Annotated in this window: 13 protein-coding genes; 6 read left to right on the forward strand and 7 right to left on the reverse strand. The window is 69.5% G+C overall.

Annotated elements, in window-relative coordinates; translation table 11 throughout:
- Positions 1 to 26: 26 nt before the first annotated feature.
- Complete coding sequence (ileS, locus tag ACFWSK_RS20980) at positions 27 to 3,173, reverse strand: isoleucine--tRNA ligase (RefSeq protein ID WP_383788279.1); 3,147 nt, start codon at positions 3,171 to 3,173, stop codon at positions 27 to 29.
- A gap of 543 nt (positions 3,174 to 3,716) precedes the next feature.
- On the opposite strand from ileS, the gene ACFWSK_RS20985 reads away from it, so the two are divergent.
- The 4 genes from ACFWSK_RS20985 to ACFWSK_RS21000 are packed head-to-tail and all read left to right on the forward strand — an operon-like array spanning position 3,717 to position 6,658.
- On the forward strand, positions 3,717 to 4,505 hold the full coding sequence (locus ACFWSK_RS20985; RefSeq protein ID WP_383788281.1) for a TraR/DksA family transcriptional regulator: 789 nt from the start codon (positions 3,717 to 3,719) through the stop codon (positions 4,503 to 4,505).
- Positions 4,506 to 4,563: 58 nt separating this feature from the next.
- A complete protein-coding gene (lspA, locus tag ACFWSK_RS20990; RefSeq protein WP_383788283.1) occupies positions 4,564 to 5,205 on the forward strand; it encodes a signal peptidase II in 642 nt (213 codons plus the stop codon).
- 23 nt (positions 5,206 to 5,228) lie between these two features.
- Positions 5,229 to 6,170 (forward strand): RluA family pseudouridine synthase, encoded by a 942-nt coding sequence (locus ACFWSK_RS20995; protein ID WP_383788286.1) that lies wholly within the window; start codon positions 5,229 to 5,231, stop codon positions 6,168 to 6,170.
- Positions 6,167 to 6,658 carry a GNAT family N-acetyltransferase gene (locus tag ACFWSK_RS21000; RefSeq protein ID WP_383788289.1) on the forward strand — a complete coding sequence of 164 codons (492 nt, stop codon included), beginning with the start codon at positions 6,167 to 6,169 and terminating at the stop codon, positions 6,656 to 6,658. Before ACFWSK_RS20995 ends, ACFWSK_RS21000 begins: the two co-directional genes overlap by 4 nt.
- A 203-nt stretch (positions 6,659 to 6,861) precedes the next feature.
- Here ACFWSK_RS21000 and ACFWSK_RS21005 read toward each other — a convergent pair whose 3' ends face one another.
- Positions 6,862 to 8,001 (reverse strand): mechanosensitive ion channel family protein, encoded by a 1,140-nt coding sequence (locus ACFWSK_RS21005; RefSeq protein WP_383788444.1) that lies wholly within the window; start codon positions 7,999 to 8,001, stop codon positions 6,862 to 6,864.
- A gap of 45 nt (positions 8,002 to 8,046) precedes the next feature.
- On the opposite strand from ACFWSK_RS21005, the gene ACFWSK_RS21010 reads away from it, so the two are divergent.
- A complete protein-coding gene (locus ACFWSK_RS21010) occupies positions 8,047 to 8,616 on the forward strand; it encodes a dienelactone hydrolase family protein (protein WP_383788292.1) in 570 nt (189 codons plus the stop codon).
- 71 nt (positions 8,617 to 8,687) lie between these two features.
- On the opposite strand, the gene ACFWSK_RS21015 is transcribed toward ACFWSK_RS21010, so the two are convergent.
- The 5 genes from ACFWSK_RS21015 to ACFWSK_RS21035 all read right to left on the reverse strand — a co-directional run bounded on the left by ACFWSK_RS21015 (position 8,688) and on the right by ACFWSK_RS21035 (position 14,753).
- Entirely contained in the window at positions 8,688 to 9,680 is a 993-nt protein-coding gene (locus ACFWSK_RS21015) for a zinc metalloprotease (RefSeq protein ID WP_383788295.1), read from the reverse strand.
- 285 nt (positions 9,681 to 9,965) lie between these two features.
- Entirely contained in the window at positions 9,966 to 11,615 is a 1,650-nt protein-coding gene (locus tag ACFWSK_RS21020) for an alkaline phosphatase D family protein (RefSeq protein WP_383788298.1), read from the reverse strand.
- Between the two features lie 135 nt (positions 11,616 to 11,750).
- Complete coding sequence (locus tag ACFWSK_RS21025; RefSeq protein ID WP_383788301.1) at positions 11,751 to 12,566, reverse strand: thioredoxin domain-containing protein; 816 nt, start codon at positions 12,564 to 12,566, stop codon at positions 11,751 to 11,753.
- Positions 12,567 to 12,614: 48 nt separating this feature from the next.
- Positions 12,615 to 13,328, reverse strand: coding sequence for a hypothetical protein (locus ACFWSK_RS21030; protein WP_383788303.1), 714 nt, complete (start codon positions 13,326 to 13,328; stop codon positions 12,615 to 12,617).
- A gap of 99 nt (positions 13,329 to 13,427) precedes the next feature.
- Entirely contained in the window at positions 13,428 to 14,753 is a 1,326-nt protein-coding gene (locus ACFWSK_RS21035) for a DUF2252 domain-containing protein (RefSeq protein WP_383788305.1), read from the reverse strand.
- Between the two features lie 222 nt (positions 14,754 to 14,975).
- Between ACFWSK_RS21035 and dnaE the strand changes: the two genes are divergently transcribed.
- Positions 14,976 to 18,515: a DNA polymerase III subunit alpha gene (gene dnaE / locus ACFWSK_RS21040; protein ID WP_383788308.1), complete on the forward strand. Its 3,540-nt coding sequence runs from the start codon at positions 14,976 to 14,978 to the stop codon at positions 18,513 to 18,515.
- Positions 18,516 to 18,648 lie beyond the last annotated feature (133 nt).

An 18,648-nucleotide genomic window follows, 5' to 3' on the forward strand; every position in this document is an offset into this window, starting at 1 on the left:
GTCCGGCCGGGCCCTTGTGGGATTCGTTACTGCTGCTTGCGCAGGCGGAACGTGAGGGACAGCCCCTCGTCCTCGAACGGAGCGCCGTACGTGTCGTCGGCCTCGCCCTCGGCGTAGTCCACGGCCAGCACCTCGTCCGCGATCAGCGGCGTGTGCTCGGTCAGCGCCTCGACCGTGGCCGGGGACGTGGACGCCCACCGGACCGCGATCCGGTCGGCCACGTCCAGGCCGCTGTTCTTGCGGGCCTCCTGGATCAGGCGGATCGCGTCACGGGCCAGGCCGGCGCGGCGGAGTTCGGGAGTGATCTCCAGGTCGAGGGCGACCGTCGCTCCCGAGTCGGAGGCCACGGACCAGCCCTCACGCGGGGTCTCCGTGATGATGACCTCATCGGGAGAGAGCGTGACCGTCTCGCCGTCCACCTCGACCGACGCGGTGCCCTCGCGCAGGGCCAGGGAGAGCGCGGCGGCGTCCGTGTCCGCGACGGCCTTCGCCACCGCCTGGACGCCCTTGCCGAACCGCTTGCCCAGCGCGCGGAAGTTCGCCTTCGCCGTCGTGTCGACCAGCGAGCCGCCGACCTCCGAGAGCGACGCCAGGGAGGAGACGTTCAGTTCCTCCGTGATCTGGGCGCGCAGTTCGGGGGAGAGGGCCTCGAAGCCCGAGGCCGCGACCAGGGCCCTGGACAGCGGCTGCCGGGTCTTGACGCCCGACTCCGCGCGCGTCGCGCGGCCGAGCTCGACCAGGCGTCGCACCAGCGCCATCTGCGTGGAGAGATCCGGGTCGATGGACGACAGGTCGGCCTTCGGCCACGAGGACAGGTGGACCGACTCCGGGGCGTCCGGGGTGACCGGGACGACCAGGTCCTGCCAGACCCGCTCGGTGATGAACGGGGTCAGCGGGGCCATCAGCCGGGTGACCGTCTCGATGACCTCGTGCAGGGTGCGCAGCGCCGCCTTGTCGCCCTGCCAGAAGCGGCGGCGCGAGCGGCGTACGTACCAGTTGGACAGGTCGTCCACGAACGCGGAGAGCAGCTTGCCGGCGCGCTGGGTGTCGTAGCTCTCCAGAGCCTGAGTCATCTGGTCGACGAGGGCGTGGAGTTCGCTGAGCAGCCAGCGGTCCAGGACCGTGCGGTCCGCCGGAGCCGGGTCGGCCTCGGACGGCGCCCAGTCGGACGTGCGGGCGTACAGGGCCTGGAAGGCGACCGTGTTCCAGTACGTGAGGAGCGTCTTGCGGACGACCTCCTGGATCGTGCCGTGGCCGACCCGTCGGGCGGCCCACGGCGAGCCGCCCGCCGCCATGAACCACCGCACCGCGTCGGCGCCGTGCTGGTCCATGAGGGGGATCGGCTGGAGGATGTTCCCCAGGTGCTTGGACATCTTGCGGCCGTCCTCGGCGAGGATGTGGCCCAGGCAGACCACGTTCTCGTACGACGACTTGTCGAAGACGAGCGTGCCGACCGCCATCAGCGTGTAGAACCAGCCGCGTGTCTGGTCGATGGCCTCCGAGATGAACTGCGCCGGGTAGCGGCTCTCGAAGATCTCCTTGTTCTGGTACGGGTAGCCCCACTGCGCGAACGGCATCGAACCCGAGTCGTACCAGGCGTCGATGACCTCCGGGACGCGGTACGCCTCCAGCCGGCAGTTCTCGTGGGTGCAGGTGAACGTGATCTCGTCGATGAACGGGCGGTGCGGGTCCAGGGCGGACTGGTCGGCGCCGGTGAGCTCGGTGAGTTCGGCGCGCGAGCCGACGCAGGTGAGGTGGTCGTCCTCGCAGCGCCAGATGGGCAGCGGGGTGCCCCAGTAGCGGTTGCGGGAGAGCGCCCAGTCGACGTTGTTGTTCAGCCAGTCGCCGAAGCGGCCCGTCTTGACCGACTCAGGGAACCAGTTGGTCTTCTCGTTCTCCTGGAGCAGCCGGTCCTTGACGGCCGTCGTGCGGATGTACCAGGACGGCTGCGCGTAGTAGAGCAGCGCGGTGTGGCAGCGCCAGCAGTGCGGATAGCTGTGCTCGTACGGGACATGGCGGAAGAGCTTGCCGCGGGCGTCCAGGTCGGCGGTGAGCGCCTCGTCGGCCTTCTTGAAGAAGACGCCGCCGACGAGCGGCAGGTCCTCCTCGAAGGTGCCGTCGGGGCGGACCGGGTTCACGACCGGGAGGCCGTAGGAGCGGCAGACGACGAGGTCGTCGGCGCCGAAGGCGGGGGACTGGTGGACCAGACCCGTACCGTCCTCGGTCGTGACGTACTCCGCGTTGACGACGTAGTGCGCAGGGGCGGGGAAGTCGACCAGGGCGAACGGGCGCTCGTAGGTCCAGCGCTCCATCTCGCGGCCGGTGAAGGTCTGACCGGTGGTCTCCCAGCCCTCGCCGAGCGCCTTCTCCAGCAGCGGCTGCGCGACGACTAGCTTCTCCTCGCCGTTCGTCGCGACGACGTAGCTGACGTCGGGGTGCGCGGCGACGGCGGTGTTGGAGACGAGCGTCCAGGGGGTGGTCGTCCAGACGAGCAGGGCCGCTTCGCCGGCCAGCGGGCCGCTCGTCAGCGGGAAGCGGACGAAGACGGAGGGGTCGACGACCGTCTCGTACCCCTGGGCCAGCTCGTGGTCGGAGAGGCCGGTGCCGCAGCGGGGGCACCAGGGGGCCACCCGGTGGTCCTGCACCAGGAGGTCCTTCTTGAAGATCTCCTTGAGCGACCACCACACGGAGTCGACGTACTGCGGGTCCATCGTGCGGTAAGCGTCGTCGAGGTCGACCCAGTAGCCCATGCGGGTCGTGAGCTCGGCGAAGGCGTCGGTGTGCCGGGTCACGGACTCACGGCACTTGGCGTTGAACTCGGCGATGCCGTACGCCTCGATGTCCTTCTTGCCGTTGAAGCCCAGCTCCTTCTCGACCGCGAGCTCGACCGGCAGGCCGTGACAGTCCCAGCCGGCCTTGCGGCCGACGTGGTAGCCCTGCATGGTGCGGAAGCGCGGGAAGACGTCCTTGAAGACGCGGGCCTCGATGTGGTGCGCCCCGGGCATGCCGTTGGCGGTGGGCGGGCCCTCGTAGAAGACCCATTCCGGGCGGCCCTCGGACTGTTCGAGGCTCTTGGCGAAGACCTTGCTGTCCCGCCAGAAGTCGAGCACGGCGTGCTCCAGAGCGGGCAGGTCGACCTGGGCGGGTACCTGGCGGTACTGCGGCGATGTCATGGGCGGGCTTCCTCCGGCGGACGTTTTCCACTTCCGTCGGAGGGACGAGAACCGTGCGGTTCCCGCGGTACCACCCTCCTTGGCCCAGGGCGTGGCGTCGCCCTTGGCCCCCTCATTGGGGTCGCGATGCCGGGTCTACTGGCCTTGCGGCGTTCTTCCGACGGCTCCGGGGTGATCTTCACGACGCGCTCGCCCCCGGGCTTCCACCGTCCCCGGGTCGCTCCTGGCTGCGTACGACGCTACTCGTCCCATCCACGCCTCTCGCTGGGGCCAGTGTACGGGCCCGTACGGCCGACGGCCGACCGGTTTAACCGCGGGCCGGGGCGTGACCCGAATGGCCAGATGGGGCGGGACGGAGTCCCGGCGGCCCCGCGTGAGCGGATTACCGGGCGGGGAGCTGGGAACAACGGATGCAGGCGCGCCGTGTCCCGGGTACGGGGAGGGGCGAACGGGCGGCGTGCCCCGTTGCCGCGGGGCTGGGGTCGACTTATCGTCCCAGCACGATTCGCGAGCAAGATCACAATATGTGAAGGGGCCGCGGCCATGGTGGCGAAGAAGACCGCCGTATCGAGAACGGCGTCCGCGAGATCCACGGTGGCGGCAGCCGCGGAGACGACCGAGGAGGCGACCGGGGAGACGACCGAAGGGACGGGGCCGGAAGGGGGCGGGAAGGCACCGGCCGGGAAGGCCGCGAAGAAGGCGGCGAAGAAGGCAGTGAAGAAGGCCGCGAAAGCGGTGAGGAAGGCCGCGGTGAAGAAGACCGCCGCCGGGAAGCCACCCGCCAAGAAGGCGGCGGCCACGGAGGCGGCCGAGGCCGCCGAGCAGACGGGAGCCCACACGGTGGTAGCCAAGAAGAGCGCGAGCCGGACCACGGCAGCTGCCGGGAAGAGCGCGACAGCGGTGCCCCAGGCCCGTGTCGCCGCCGCCACGGCGCCCGGGGAACTGGCGGTACGGCCGGGTGAGGACCCCTGGACGCCGGAGGAGGTCACCGAGGCGCGGACCGAGCTGTCCAGCGAGGTCATGCGGCTGCGCAGCGAACTGGAGGCGTCCGGTGCCGCGCTCGCCGGGCTGATGAGGGACTCCGGCGACGGGGCCGGCGACGACGACGCCGATACGGGCACCAAGAACATCACCCGTGAGCACGAGCTCTCCCTCGCCGCCAACGCCCAGGAGATGCTGGAGCAGACCGAGCGCGCCCTCGCCCGGCTCGACGCGGGGACGTACGGACTGTGCGAGGTCTGCGGGAAGCCGATCGGCAAGGCGCGGATGCAGGCGTTCCCCCGGGCCACGCTCTGCGTGGAGGACAAACAGAAGCAGGAGCGGCGCGGCTGACCGGCCGGGGTGTGTCGTACCCTCGTCCTCAGTCAGGCACCTAGGTTGAGGGACTCACGTGGCAGAGGCGGAGCGCATCATCGATACGCCGGATATCCCTGATGCTGAGGGGGCTGACGGGGCCGAGGCCCAGCAGCCCGCCGAGGGCACGGCAGCCCCGGCCGACGCGTCGGACGGCGAGGGCACGGCCGCCGACGGCACGGGCGGCGGCAAGGGCAAGCGAAAGATCCTCGTGCTGTTCGGCGTGGCCGTCATCGCCTATCTGCTGGACCTGATCAGCAAGATGATCGTGGTCGCGAAGCTGGAGCACCAGCCGCCCATCGAGGTCTTCGGCGACTGGCTGAAGTTCGACGCCATCCGGAACGCGGGGGCCGCGTTCGGTTTCGGCGAGGCGTTCACGATCATCTTCACGTTCATCGCGGCGGCGGTGATCGTGGTGATCGCCCGGCTGGCCCGCAAGCTGTACAGCCTGCCGTGGGCCATCGCCCTCGGGCTGTTGCTCGGCGGTGCGCTCGGCAACCTCACCGACCGCATCTTCCGTGCGCCGGGAGTCTTCGAGGGGGCGGTCGTCGACTTCATCGCCCCCGCCCACTTCGCCGTCTTCAACCTCGCCGACTCCGCGATCGTCTGTGGCGGCATCCTGATCGTGATCCTTTCCTTCAAGGGCCTGGACCCCGACGGCACCGTGCACAAGGACTAGCGGGCGCAAGGCATACTCGACAGGTGAGTACGCATCCCGAGATCCGCACCCTGCCCGTACCCGATGGCCTGGAAGGCGAGCGTGTCGACGCCGCCATTTCCCGGATGTTCGGTTTCTCCCGCACGAAGGCCGCAGAGCTGGCAGCCGCCGGGAAGGTCCAGGTGGACGGTTCGGTGGCCGGGAAGTCGGAGCGGGTGCACGGCGGTGCCTGGCTGGAAGTCGAGATGCCGCAGGCAGCCGCTCCGGTCCAGATCGTCGCCGAGCCCGTCGAAGGCATGGAGATCGTTCATGACGACGACGACATCGTCGTCATCATGAAGCCGGTCGGCGTGGCCGCCCACCCGAGCCCCGGGTGGACGGGCACCACGGTCATCGGTGGTCTCGCCGCGGCCGGGTACCGGATCTCGACGTCCGGCGCCGCCGAGCGCCAGGGCATCGTGCACCGGCTGGACGTCGGCACGTCCGGGCTGATGGTCGTCGCCAAGTCGGAGCGGGCGTACACGCTCCTCAAGGCGCAGTTCCGCGACCGGATCGTCGACAAGAAGTACCACGCGCTCGTCCAGGGCCACCCGGACCCGATGAGCGGGACGATCGACGCCCCCATCGGGCGCCACCCCAACCACGACTACAAGTGGGCGGTCACGGCCGAGGGCAAGCCCTCCGTCACGCACTACGACCTCATCGAGGCGTACCGCGCCGGCAGCCTCCTCGACATCAAGCTGGAGACGGGCCGCACCCACCAGATCCGGGTGCACATGGCCGCCCACCGCCACCCCTGTGTCGGGGACCTCACCTACGGTGCCGACCCGACGATGGCCAAGCGCCTCGGCCTGACCCGGCAGTGGCTGCACGCCGTGCGCCTCGGCTTCGAGCACCCCTCCGACGGCAGCTGGGTCGAGTTCGCCAGCACCTACCCCGACGACCTCCAGCAGGCCCTCGACAAGATCGCGGCAGAGAGCGAATGACCGGCTCGCCCGCCCCGTACAGCACCCGCAGGGCTCTCGACGACGCCGACCTCGCGGCCTGTTTCCAGGTGCGCAAGGACGTCTTCGTGGGCGAGCAGCAGGTGCCCGAGGAGATCGAGTACGACTCCCTCGACGCCACGGCGGTCCATGTCCTCGCGGTCGCGGCCGACGGCTCGGCGCTCGGTACGGGACGGCTGCTGCACGGTGCGGTGGCGGGAGACAGGACCGGCGGTGACCTCACCGTCGGCTCGCTGGGCCGGCTCGCGGTGACCCGGGCCGCCCGTGGCCTCGGCGTCGGCGCGGCCCTGGTGCGCGCCATCGAGGACCAGGCACGCGCGCTCGGCCTGGCCGCCGTAGACCTGCACGCCCAGACCCATGCGCTCGGTTTCTACGAGCGGCTCGGATACGTGGCGTACGGCCCCGAGTTCCCCGACGCGGGGATCTCCCACCGCTCGATGCGCCGCGTTCTCCGACCGTCCGGTTACTGACTCCCCTGGCTGGTGCGGAAGCTCGGTGTCCGCGCGGACACCGACGCCGTACAGACCATGCCTGAGCGCGCGGCGTCCGGCATCGGCGCCCGGATCAGCCCGGACCTGGTCGACGACGAGCGCCGGGCGGCGTACGCGCGCGGACCCAGAGACTCATGCGGGCCCCGGACGTCCGGAGTCCGCGCTGAGGCGGCCGCCCGGCGTCAGCCCCGGCCGGTACGCGCGGCCTTGCCGCCGCTCACCGTCTCCGCCGTACCGGAGTCCCAGCCGTCCAGCGGGGCCGGCGAGGGCCACCGCTCTCCCGGGGGCAGTACCGCGGGCGAGGTCGCGATCCGCGGCAGGGCGTACGGATGGTGGTCGCGCAGCCAGGTGACGAGCTGCTCCCGTACGGCGCAGCGCACCGTCCAGATGTCGTCCGCGTCCTTCGCGGTGACCACCGCGCGTACCTCGATCGTCGAAGGAGTGGTGTCCGTGACGGCCAGCGACCAGTCGCGGCCGTCCCAGGCCGCGCACTCGCCGAGAATGGTCCGCAGGTGCTCGCGCATGGCGGCGACGGGCGCCGAGTGGTCGAGGTGGAAGAAGACGGTGCCGGTCATCTGCACCCCGCCGCGCGACCAGTTCTCGAACGGCTGGCTGGTGAAGTACGACACAGGCATCGTGATCCGCCGCTCGTCCCAGGTCCGTACGGAGAGGAACGTCAGGGTGATCTCGTCGATGGTGCCCCACTCGCCGTCGACCACCACCGTGTCGCCTATGCGCACCATGTCACCGAAGGCGATCTGCAGGCCGGCGAAGAGATTGCCGAGCGTCGACTGGGCGGCGACGCCCGCGACGATGCCCAGCACACCGGCCGAGGCGAGCATCGACGTGCCGACCGTCTGCATCGCGGGGAACGTCAGCAGCATCGCCGCGATCGCCACGGTCGCCACGACCGCGATGACCACCCGCTGGATCAGCGTCACCTGCGTACGGACCCTGCGCACCCTGGCCGGATCGCGGGTGGCCGTGGCGTAGCGGGTGTACGAGGCCTCGACGATCGTCGCCGCCACCCGTACCACCAGCCAGGCCGAGGTACCGATCAGCACCAGGGTGAGGGTCTGGCCGATCGCCTCCCGGTGCCTCTGCACCAGGTCCAGCCGGGTGTGGGTGTAACTGGCGCCCAGGAGAGCGGTGCAGAGCACCAGTTGCAGCGGCAGCCGGCAGCGGCGAAGCAGGCCCCACAGAGGGGTGTCCCGGTGCCTGCTGTCGGCGCGCCGCAGCAGCAGGTCGACCAGCCAGCCGACCAGCACGGTGATCACCAGCACACCGCTGACGACGATCAGCGGGCGCAGCACGTTCTCCATCCCCTCGTCCTCCAAACTCTTGGGCACAGCTGGCACCATGGCCTCATGAACATCATGCTTTTCCACTCGATGTACGGGCTGAGGCCCGCGGTGCACGCGGCTGCGGACCGACTGCGGTCCGCGGGGCACGTCGTGCGTGTGCCCGATCTCTTCGAGGGGCACACCTTTGACTCGGCCGAGGAAGGCATGGCCTTCAAGGAGCAGGTGGGCAAGGACGAGCTGCTGCGGCGTGCCGTGCTGGCCGCCGCGCCCTACTCCGACCAGGGGCTCGTGTACGCGGGCTTCTCCTTCGGCGCGTCCACCGCGCAGACCCTCGCCCTCGGCGACGCGAAGGCCCGCGGGCTGCTGCTGTTCCACGGCACCTCGGACATCGCGGAGAACGCCTCGGTGGACGAGCTGCCCGTCCAGCTGCACGTCGCCGATCCCGATCCGTTCGAGTCGCACGACTGGCTGACGTCCTGGTACCTCCAGATGCAGCGGACCGGCGCCGACGTGGAGGTCTACCGCTACCCGGGGGCCGGCCACCTGTTCACCGATCCGGAGCTGCCCGACTACGACGCGACGGCGGCCGAGCAGACCTGGAAGGTCGCGCTGGGTTTCCTGGCCACGCTCTAGCTAGGGTTCCGCGGACACGGCGAGGGCCCCGCGCGGGTGCGCGGGGCCCTCGTGTCCGTACAGCCGGGCGGTCAGCCCGCGCGGTAGGCGGTCCAGTACTCGCTCATGCGCGCCACCTGGCCCGTCGTGAACTGGGTCATGCAGGCGTCGTACGTGTAGTCCATGAAGTTGTGGATCGGGTCGGCGCCGGTCTTGCTGGCGCAGCTGTCACGGCCGGTCGGGCACGCGTAGGCGGGGCTCTTCTCGGCCGGGGTGTCGCCGACGTAGTCGCCGTTTCCGTTACAGCCGCCCTGGAAGGTGTGGTACAGCCCCAGCCAGTGGCCGACCTCGTGGGTGGCGGTGTCGCCCTCGTCGTAGTTGGCCGCCGATCCGCCCGGCAGCGAGGTGTCGAGGATGACCACGCCGTCCATGGACGGGTTGGAGTTGTACGAGCTCGGGAAGGTCGCCCAGCCGAGCAGGCCGCCGCTGAGGTTGGCGCTGTACACGTTGAGCGCGCCGGCGCCGCCCTGGCGGAGTGAGCTCTTCATGGCCTTCTCGGCCGTGGAGCCGGAGGCCAGGTTGTACCAGGAGGCGTTGTCCGTGTAGGTCGTGGCGGCGAGCGTGAAGCGGAAGCCGGAGTCGGTGTTGCCGGTGCCCGCACCGCTGTACGCGGCGTTGAGGACGTTGAGCTGGTTGGTGACCTGGGTCGCGCTGAGCTTGCCCGTCGTCCCGGAGTGGATGACGTGGAAGTAGACCGGGATCGTCGCCCCGGCCGCGAGGGCCTGGCCGTTGACGCGGCGGTCCGCCAGCTTCTTCTGGAGGTCCGCGTCCATGGCCTTGGCCTTGGCGGCGCTCACCTCGTTGGGCTCGGCGGCGTGGTCGGACCCGCCGGGGTGCGCCTCACGTGCGGTCGCACTAGCGCCGGAGGTCTCCTCGCACTCCTCGGCCGACAGGGTCGTCGAGGGTGCGGCGACGGCGCTGCCCGGCGCGGCGGAGAGTGGAGCCAGTGCCAGAGTTCCAGCCAGTACGGCTGTGCTCAGTGCGTGACGGCGCAGTCGGGGCGATATGCGTACAAGAGCGCGCACGGTGACTCCTTGCGGACATGTGGGGGAGGTACTTCCTCACCCGCCGCCGGGAGATTACGTGGCCATGTCATGTCTTGAAGAGAATCGATCAGGCCCAATCATTTGTGACGCGTACAGGGGCAATGAGGAGAAAATCTCCGGTCCGTACCAAGGTTTGAGATACGTACGTAACGTGTGGGGTTACCTCGACGGGTGGTGTGTCCGCATTCGGCCCACGGGCCACGCCACCCGCCGTCACGATGTGATCCGTCCTTAACATGACGGCGGATGGCTGGAATTGATCGGTCAGCGCACCGGGCGGTCGGCCCGCTCGATTCTCTGCGTGCCGCTGAGTGTCCGATAGGAGCGCACCCAGGACGAGGTGGCGTCCGGATCCGTCTTGTCGGAGACCGCGTAGTAGTCCATCTGTGACCGCTCGGCGGTCACGTCGAGGACGCCGTAACCGTGCGAGTCCAGATCGACCCACTTCACATGGCGGTTGGCGGCCTTGACCGCCGCGGCCGCGACCAGCGAGACCGTCTGCGGTGCGACGCGCAGGACGTCGTCCAGGTTGTCCGAGGACACCGACGTCACGACGAACTCCGTCGCCGCCGAGGCCGACAGCGGATACGTCGCCGCCCTGACCGGCACGTCGTTGGCCCACGCCATATGGATGTCGCCGGTCAGGAACACCGTGTTCCGGATCGCCCGGTCACGCAGATGCGCGATCAGTTCCCTGCGGTCGTCCGTGTATCCGTCCCATTGGTCCACGTTGACTGCCAGGCCCTCCCCGGGCAGTCCGAGCAACTCCGCGAGCGGCGCCAGCAGATGGGCCGGCAGCGCGCCGAACGCGACCGGCGAGATCATCACGGAGGTGCCGACCAGCTGCCAGGCGGCGTCCGACCCGGCGAGGCCCGACTTCAGCCAGTCCAGCTGCGCCCGGCCGGTGACGGAGCGCTCCGGGTCGTCCACCGCGCCGTTGCCGACGGACGACTGCTCGGAGCGGAAGCTGCGCAGATCGAGCAGATGCAGATCGGCGAGGGCGCCGAAGCGCAGACGCCGGTAGACGGTGCCCTCGGTGGAGGCGCGGACCGGCATCCACTCGAAGTACGCCTGCTTCGCCGCCGCGACCCGGTCCGCCCAGGACCCCTCGGTCCCCGGCGTGTGGTTCTCGGCGCCACCCGCCCAGGCGTCGTTGGCGAACTCGTGGTCGTCCCAGATCGCGATCACCGGATGAGTGGCGTGCAGGGAGCGGAGGTCCGGGTCCGTCTTGTACTTCCCGTGCCGGGCGCGGTAGTCGGCGAGGGTGAGGATCTCGTGGACGGGCTCGTGCCGCCGTACGGCATCGGCCTCTGCCGGATACGCCCCCGAGGCGTACTCGTAGAGGTAGTCGCCGAGATGCAGTACGGCGTCGAGGTCGGGGCGGGCGGCGAGATGGCGGTACGCGGAGAACCAGCCGGACTCCCAGTTGGCGCACGACACCACGCCGAAGCGCACACCGGGGACGGCCGCGCCGGAGGCGGGCGCCGTACGGGTCCGGCCGACGGGGGAGAGGACCTGCTCCCCGTCACCCGCCGCGAAGCGGAAGAAGTACGCCGTGGCGGGCCGCAGCCCGCGCACGTCGGCCTTGACGGTGTGGTCGGACGCGGCGCCCGCGACGACCGTGCCCCGCGCGGCGATCCGGGTGAAGCCGGCGTCCTCGGATATCTCCCAGCGCACGGGGGTGTCGGCGCCACGGCCCGAACCGGGCGACGCGTCAGCCGTCGGGGTGACGCGGGTCCACAGGAGGACACCGTCGGGCAGCGGGTCGCCGGAGGCGACCCCGTGGAGGAAGGCCGGGGCCCCGGCGGCCCGGGCGCTGGTCGCGGAGGCGAGGACGGGGGCGGCGACCGCGGTGGCGGCGGCGGCCCTGACCACCGTACGGCGGCTGGGCGATGAGAAAGATCGACTGGTCACGGGCGATCACCCTACTGACCGGTACGACTCCCTGACAGGAGAACGGGCGGGCGAACCAGGGAAGTTCGCCCGCCCGACGGGAAATCGACGTCCGGAATTACACCCCGGGTGCCTGATGCTCCGTGCTTTCTCCGGTTACGCCTTGAGCGCCTTGGCGACCGCGGCGTTGAAGTCCGCCACCGTCATGGGTGCGTTCTTGCCGCCCTCGGCGGTGACGGCCTTGCCGTCCATCTTCAGGGTCGGCGTGCCCTCGACCCCGCTCTTGTCGAACGCCTCGGACATCTTCATCGCCCAGCTGTCGTACGTACCGTCCTTGACGTCCTTCTCGAACGCCGCGTTGCCCTTCAGCGCTTCCACCGAGTTCGCCACCTCGATCAGGTAGCTGTCCTTGCCGAACTTGTCGTCGCTCTCCTGCGGGTGGTACTTCGCGGAGTACAGCGCGGCCTTGTAGTCCATGAACGCCTCGGTGCTGATGTTCAGCGCCGCGCCCAGGGCGCTCAGGGCGTTCTTGGAACCCTCGCCGTTGTCGGTGTTGTCGATGAACGTGGCGCCCACGTACTTGACCTTGTACTTCCCCGCCTCGACGTCCTTCGCGACGGTCTCACCGATCGTCTGCTCGAAGGTGGCGCAGATCGGGCAGCGCGAGTCCTCGTACATCTCCAGCGTCTTCTTGGCGGTCGACTTGCCGACGACCACCGTCGTGCCGTCGTCGCCCGAGGCGTTCTTCGGCACGGTCACGTTCTTCGCGTCCGCGGCGGCCTCCCAGCCGGAGGGCTTGTTGAGCTGCATCACGCCGTAGCCGACACCGCCGGCGACGGCCAGCACGGCGACGACCGAGACGGCGACGACGATCTGCTTGCGCGCCTTGTCCTTCTTGACCTGGCGCTCGCGCTCGGCGCGCAGCCGCTCGCGGGCCGCTGCCTTGTTCGCCTGGGTGTTGCGCTTGCTCATGGTGGATCTCCGTGTGTGCGTGGTGTCGTGGGCCGGGGACGTGCGTGCTCAGGCGCAGGCCGAGCGCGGCGGTCCCCTCCGTCCCACGGAGTGCCCCAGGAGCCGGGCCGGGAAGAGCGGGTGCGGGTGCCCCGCGGGGAGCGTGTCGTGCCGTACGGGGCGGCGGGCGCCGCCCACCACGGCGAACGCCACCAGCAGCGGACGGAACGCGACCGCGGCCGCCGCGCCGAGCAGCCCCGCGAGCGCAGCCTCGCCGCGGCTCAGCCAGGCCGCGGCCAGCAGACCCACGGTCACGTGGGCGGCGAGTAGCAGCCACGGCACCAGGGGGCCGGGCGACGCCAGCAGGGCGGCCGCCCGGTCGCCCGCGCCCGTCACCCCGGCCAGCGGGGTGCCGACCGCGCCGACACCGGCCAGCCGGGCCGCGCCCGCCTCGCCACCGCACAGGACATCCAGTCCCACGGAGCGCAGCGGCCCCGCGATCGGGCCGCCCGCCGCGCCGTAACAGAGATGCTGTCCGGTGGTGAACACCGTGTCGGCGGCCAGTTCCAGCGGGACCAGCAGCCCCGCGATGGCTCCGAAGCCGCGCTCGCGGCCGGCCAGCGCGAAGGCCATGGCGAAGACGCCGACGGCCAGCGGGGCGACCACGGTCAGTGGCAGCGGAACCCGGGAGAGCAGCACATGGGACGCAGCGGAGAGCGTCACGACGAGCGCTGTGAAAAGCGCCGCGCGAACTGCCCTGAGCTGCGTCCCTGATACGTCCATCGTCGAGGAGTGTGCCATGTGAACCCGTAGGCGATCCTTAAAATCGCCTGTGCGTGTGGGGATCCTTACAGGCAGGTGGGTCCCACCGGCCCGGGACCTCTACAGGCCGGGGATGCGGCCGTTGCGGAAGAGGTCGACGAAGATCTGATGATCGGCGCGGGCGCGTGCCCCATAGCCGTGGGCGAAGTCCACGAGCAGGGCGGCGAAGCCCTCCTCGTCGGCCGCGATCGCGGCGTCGATCGCCCGCTCCGTGGAGAACGGCACCAGCGAGTGCCCGCTCTCGTCGTCCGCCGCCGAGTGCATCGTCGCCGTGGCCCGGCCGAGGTCGGCGACGACCGCGGCGATCTCCTCCGGCTCGTCGATGTCGGACCAGTTGAGGTCGACCGCGTACGGCGAGACCTCGGCGACGAGCTGTCCCGAGCCGTCCAGCTCGGTCCAGCCGAGCCACGGGTCGGCGTGCGCCTGGAGCGCGCGCTGCGAGATGACGGTGCGGTGCCCCTCGTGCTGGAAGTACTCCCGTACGGCCGCATCGGTGATGTGCCGGGAGACAGCCGGGGTCTGCGCCTGCTTGAGGTAGATCACCACATCGTTCTCCAGGGCGTCGCTGTTGCCCTCCAGAAGGATGTTGTACGACGGCAGCCCGGCCGATCCGATGCCGATGCCGCGCCGGCCCACGACGTCCTTCACCCGGTAGGAGTCGGGGCGGGTCAGGCTCGACTCCGGCAGCGTCTCCAGGTAGCCGTCGAACGCGGCCAGCACCTTGTACCGGGTCGCCGCGTCCAGGTCGATCGCACCGCCGTCGGCGGCGAACCGGCGCTCGAAGTCCCGGATCTCCGTCATCGAGTCCAGCAGCGAGAACCTGGTCAGGGAGCGGGCGTCGCGCAGCGCGTCCAGCAGCGGGCCCTCGGCGGTGTCCAGCGTGAAGGGCGGCACCTCCTCGTTCTTCGCGCCCGTCGCCAGGGCGTGGATGCGCTCCCGGTAGGCGGCGGCGTAGACCTGGACCAGCTCGGTGATCTGGTCGTCGCCCAGAGCCTTGGCGTAGCCGATGAGAGCGACGGAGGCGGCGAAGCGCTTGAGGTCCCAGGTGAAGGGGCCGACGTACGCCTCGTCGAAGTCGTTCACATTGAAGACCAGGCGCCCGTTGGCGTCCATGTACGTGCCGAAGTTCTCCGCGTGCAGGTCGCCGTGGACCCACACCCGGCCGGTGCGCTCGTCCAGGTACGGTCCGCCGTGCCGCTCGCGCGCCAGGTCCTCGTAGAACAGGCAGGCCGTGCCCCGGTAGAAGGCGAAGGCCGAGCCCGCCATCTTCCGGAACTTGACCCGGAAGGCAGCCGGATCGGCGGCCAGGAGCTCACCGAAAGCGGTGTCGAAAACGGCCAGAATCTGCTCCCCGCGCTGCGCTGCGCCGGTCTGCGTTTCCGACATCTCTTGGTGCCTCCTGGTGCATTGCGTTCATGACAAATGGGACAGGCGTCTCCGACCCCTTCAACGCGCGACCGTACCCGGGAGTGCCCCTCGGTTGTCACCGCGGAGAAGTAGACTTCCACGCTGTCCCCCCAACCGTCATCGCCGGTGCTCCCGTCGTCCGGCCACCGCTCCCCATCCAGGCGCCTTCGCGCCGCACCGACTCTTCGGAGGCCCAGCGCCGTGACCAAGCCGCCCTTCACGCACCTTCACGTCCACACCCAGTACTCGCTGCTGGACGGTGCCGCGCGGCTCAAGGACATGTTCGAGGCGTGCAATGAAATGGGCATGTCGCACATCGCGATGACGGACCACGGCAACCTGCACGGTGCGTACGACTTCTTCCACTCGGCGAAGAAGGCGGGTGTGACACCGATCATCGGGATCGAGGCGTACGTCGCGCCCGAGTCGCGCAAGCACAAGCGGAAGGTCCAGTGGGGGCAGCCGCACCAGAAGCGCGACGACGTGTCCGGTTCGGGTGGTTACACCCACAAGACGATCTGGGCGTCGAACAGCACCGGGCTGCACAACCTCTTCCGGCTGTCCTCGGACGCGTACGCCGAGGGCTGGCTCCAGAAGTGGCCCCGCATGGACAAGGAGACCATCGCCCAGTGGTCCGAGGGCCTGATCGCGTCCACCGGGTGCCCCTCCGGTGAGGTGCAGACCCGGCTGCGGCTCGGCCAGTTCGACGAGGCGGTCCAGGCGGCGTCGGACTACAAGGACATCTTCGGCGAGGGCAAGTACTTCCTGGAACTGATGGACCACGGCATCGAGATCGAGCGCCGGGTCCGCGACGGGCTCCTGGAGATCGGCAAGAAGCTCGGCATCCCGCCGCTCGTGACGAACGACTCGCACTACACCTATGCGAACGAGGCCACGGCGCACGACGCGCTGCTCTGCATCCAGACCGGCAAGAACCTCTCCGACCCGGACCGCTTCCGCTTCGACGGCACCGGCTACTACCTCAAGACGACCGAGGAGATGTACGGCGTCGACTCCTCCGACGCCTGGCAGCAGGGCTGCGCGAACACCCTCCTGGTCGCGGAGCAGATCGACACCTCCGGCATGTTCGAGGCGAAGAACCTCATGCCGAAGTTCGACATCCCGGAGGGCTACACCGAGGTCACCTGGTTCCAGGAAGAGGTCCGGGTCGGCATGAACCGCCGCTTCCCGAACGGAATCCCCGAGGACCGGCAGAAGCAGGTCGAGTACGAGCTCGACATCATCATCCAGATGGGGTTCCCCGGGTACTTCCTCGTCGTCGCCGACTTCATCATGTGGGCCAAGAACCAGGGCATCGCGGTCGGCCCCGGACGAGGCTCGGCGGCCGGCTCGATCGTGTCGTACGCCATGGGCATCACCGACCTCGACCCGATCGAGCACGGGCTGATCTTCGAGCGGTTCCTGAACCCCGAGCGCGTCTCCATGCCCGACGTCGACATCGACTTCGACGAGCGCCGGCGCGTCGAGGTCATCCGGTACGTGACCGAGAAGTACGGCGCGGACAAGGTCGCCATGATCGGCACGTACGGAAAGATCAAGGCGAAGAACGCGATCAAGGACTCCGCCCGCGTCCTCGGTTATCCGTACGCGATGGGCGACCGGCTCACCAAGGCCATGCCCGCGGACGTCCTCGGCAAGGGCATCGACCTCAACGGCATCACCGACCCCAAACACCCGCGTTACAGCGAGGCGGGCGAGATCCGGGGGATGTACGAGAACGAGCCGGACGTCCGCAAGGTCATCGACACCGCCAAGGGCGTCGAGGGCCTGGTCCGGCAGATGGGCGTGCACGCCGCAGGCGTCATCATGTCCAGCGAGCCGATCGTCGACCACGCCCCGATCTGGGTACGGCACACCGACGGCGTCACCATCACGCAGTGGGACTACCCGCAGTGCGAGTCGCTCGGCCTGCTGAAGATGGACTTCCTGGGCCTGCGGAACCTGACCATCATGGACGACGCCGTCAAGATGGTGGAGGCCAACAAGGGCATCAAGCTCGACCTGCTCTCCCTCCCGCTGGACGACCCCAAGACGTACGAACTGCTCTGCCGCGGTGACACGCTCGGGGTGTTCCAGTTCGACGGCGGCCCGATGCGTTCGCTGCTGCGCCAGATGCAGCCCGACAACTTCGAGGACATCTCCGCGGTCTCGGCCCTGTACCGGCCGGGTCCGATGGGAATGAACTCGCACACGAACTACGCCGAGCGGAAGAACGCCCGCCAGGAGATCACCCCGATCCACCCGGAGCTGGAGGAGCCTCTCAAGGAGGTCCTCGGCCTCACCTACGGCCTGATCGTCTATCAGGAGCAGGTGCAGAAGGCCGCCCAGATCGTCGCCGGGTACTCACTCGGCGAAGCCGACATCCTGCGCCGCGTGATGGGCAAGAAGAAGCCCGAGGAGCTGGCGAAGAACTTCGTCCTCTTCGAGGCGGGCGCCAAGGAGAAGGGCTTCTCCGACGCGGCGATCAAGTCGCTGTGGGACGTCCTGGTGCCCTTCGCCGGATACGCGTTCAACAAGGCGCACTCCTCGGCGTACGGCCTGGTCACCTACTGGACGGCGTACCTCAAGGCGAACTACCCGGCCGAGTACATGGCGGGGCTCCTCACGTCCGTGAAGGACGACAAGGACAAGTCGGCGGTCTATCTCAACGAGTGCCGGCGCATGGGCATCAAGGTGCTGCCGCCCAACGTCAACGAGTCCGTGTCCAACTTCGCCGCCCAGGGCGACGACGTGATCCTCTTCGGCCTGACCGCCATCCGCAACGTCGGCCAGAACGTCGTGGACTCGATCATCAAGACCCGCAAGGCGAAGGGGAAGTACAGCTCCTTCCCCGACTTCCTCGACAAGGTCGAGGCGATCGTCTGCAACAAGCGCACCGTCGAGTCGCTCATCAAGGCCGGCGCGTTCGACGAGATGGGCCACACCCGCAAGGGCCTCGTCGCCCACCACGAGCCGATGATCGACAACGTGGTCCAGGTCAAGCGCAAGGAGGCCGAGGGGCAGTTCGACCTCTTCGGCGGCATGGGCGAGGAGGAGAGCGACGAGCCCGGCTTCGGGCTCGACGTGGAGTTCTCCGACATCGAGTGGGAGAAGTCGTACCTGCTCGCGCAGGAACGCGAAATGCTCGGCCTGTACGTCTCCGACCACCCGCTCTTCGGTATCGAGCACGTGCTGTCCGACAAGTCGGATGCCGCGATCTCGCAGCTCACCGGCGGTGAACACGCGGACGGCGCGATCGTCACCATCGGCGGCATCATCTCCGGCCTCCAGCGCAAGATGACGAAGCAGGGCAACGCCTGGGCGATCGCCACCGTCGAGGACCTCGCGGGCTCCATCGAGTGCATGTTCTTCCCCGCCACGTACCAGTTGGTCTCCACCCAGCTGGTGGAGGACACCGTCGTCTTCGTCAAGGGGCGCCTCGACAAGCGCGAGGACGTGCCGCGTCTGGTCGCCATGGAGATGCAGGTCCCCGACGTCTCGTCGGCCGGGACCAACGCACCGGTCGTGCTGACCATCCCCACGGTCAAGATCACCCCGCCGATGGTCAGCCGCCTCGGCGAGGTCCTCAGCAGTCACCGCGGCGACACCGAGGTGCGGATCAGGCTCCAGGGCCCCCGGAAGACCACCGTGCTCCGGCTCGACCGGCACCGGGTGAAGCCGGACCCCGCGCTCTTCGGCGACCTGAAGGTCCTGCTCGGACCGTCCTGCCTGGCCGGCTGAGTCCCTGCGGTCGTACGAGAGGGGGGGGCCCCCCCACCCGGGGGGCCCCCCCCGCGGGGGGGGGCGCGGGCCCGCCCCGGGGGGGGGGGGGGGGTTTTTGGGGGGCGCCCCCCGGGGGGGGTGGTTTAAAAAA

This window comes from Streptomyces sp. NPDC058620 (assembly GCF_042717135.1).
GTDB lineage: Bacteria > Actinomycetota > Actinomycetes > Streptomycetales > Streptomycetaceae > Streptomyces.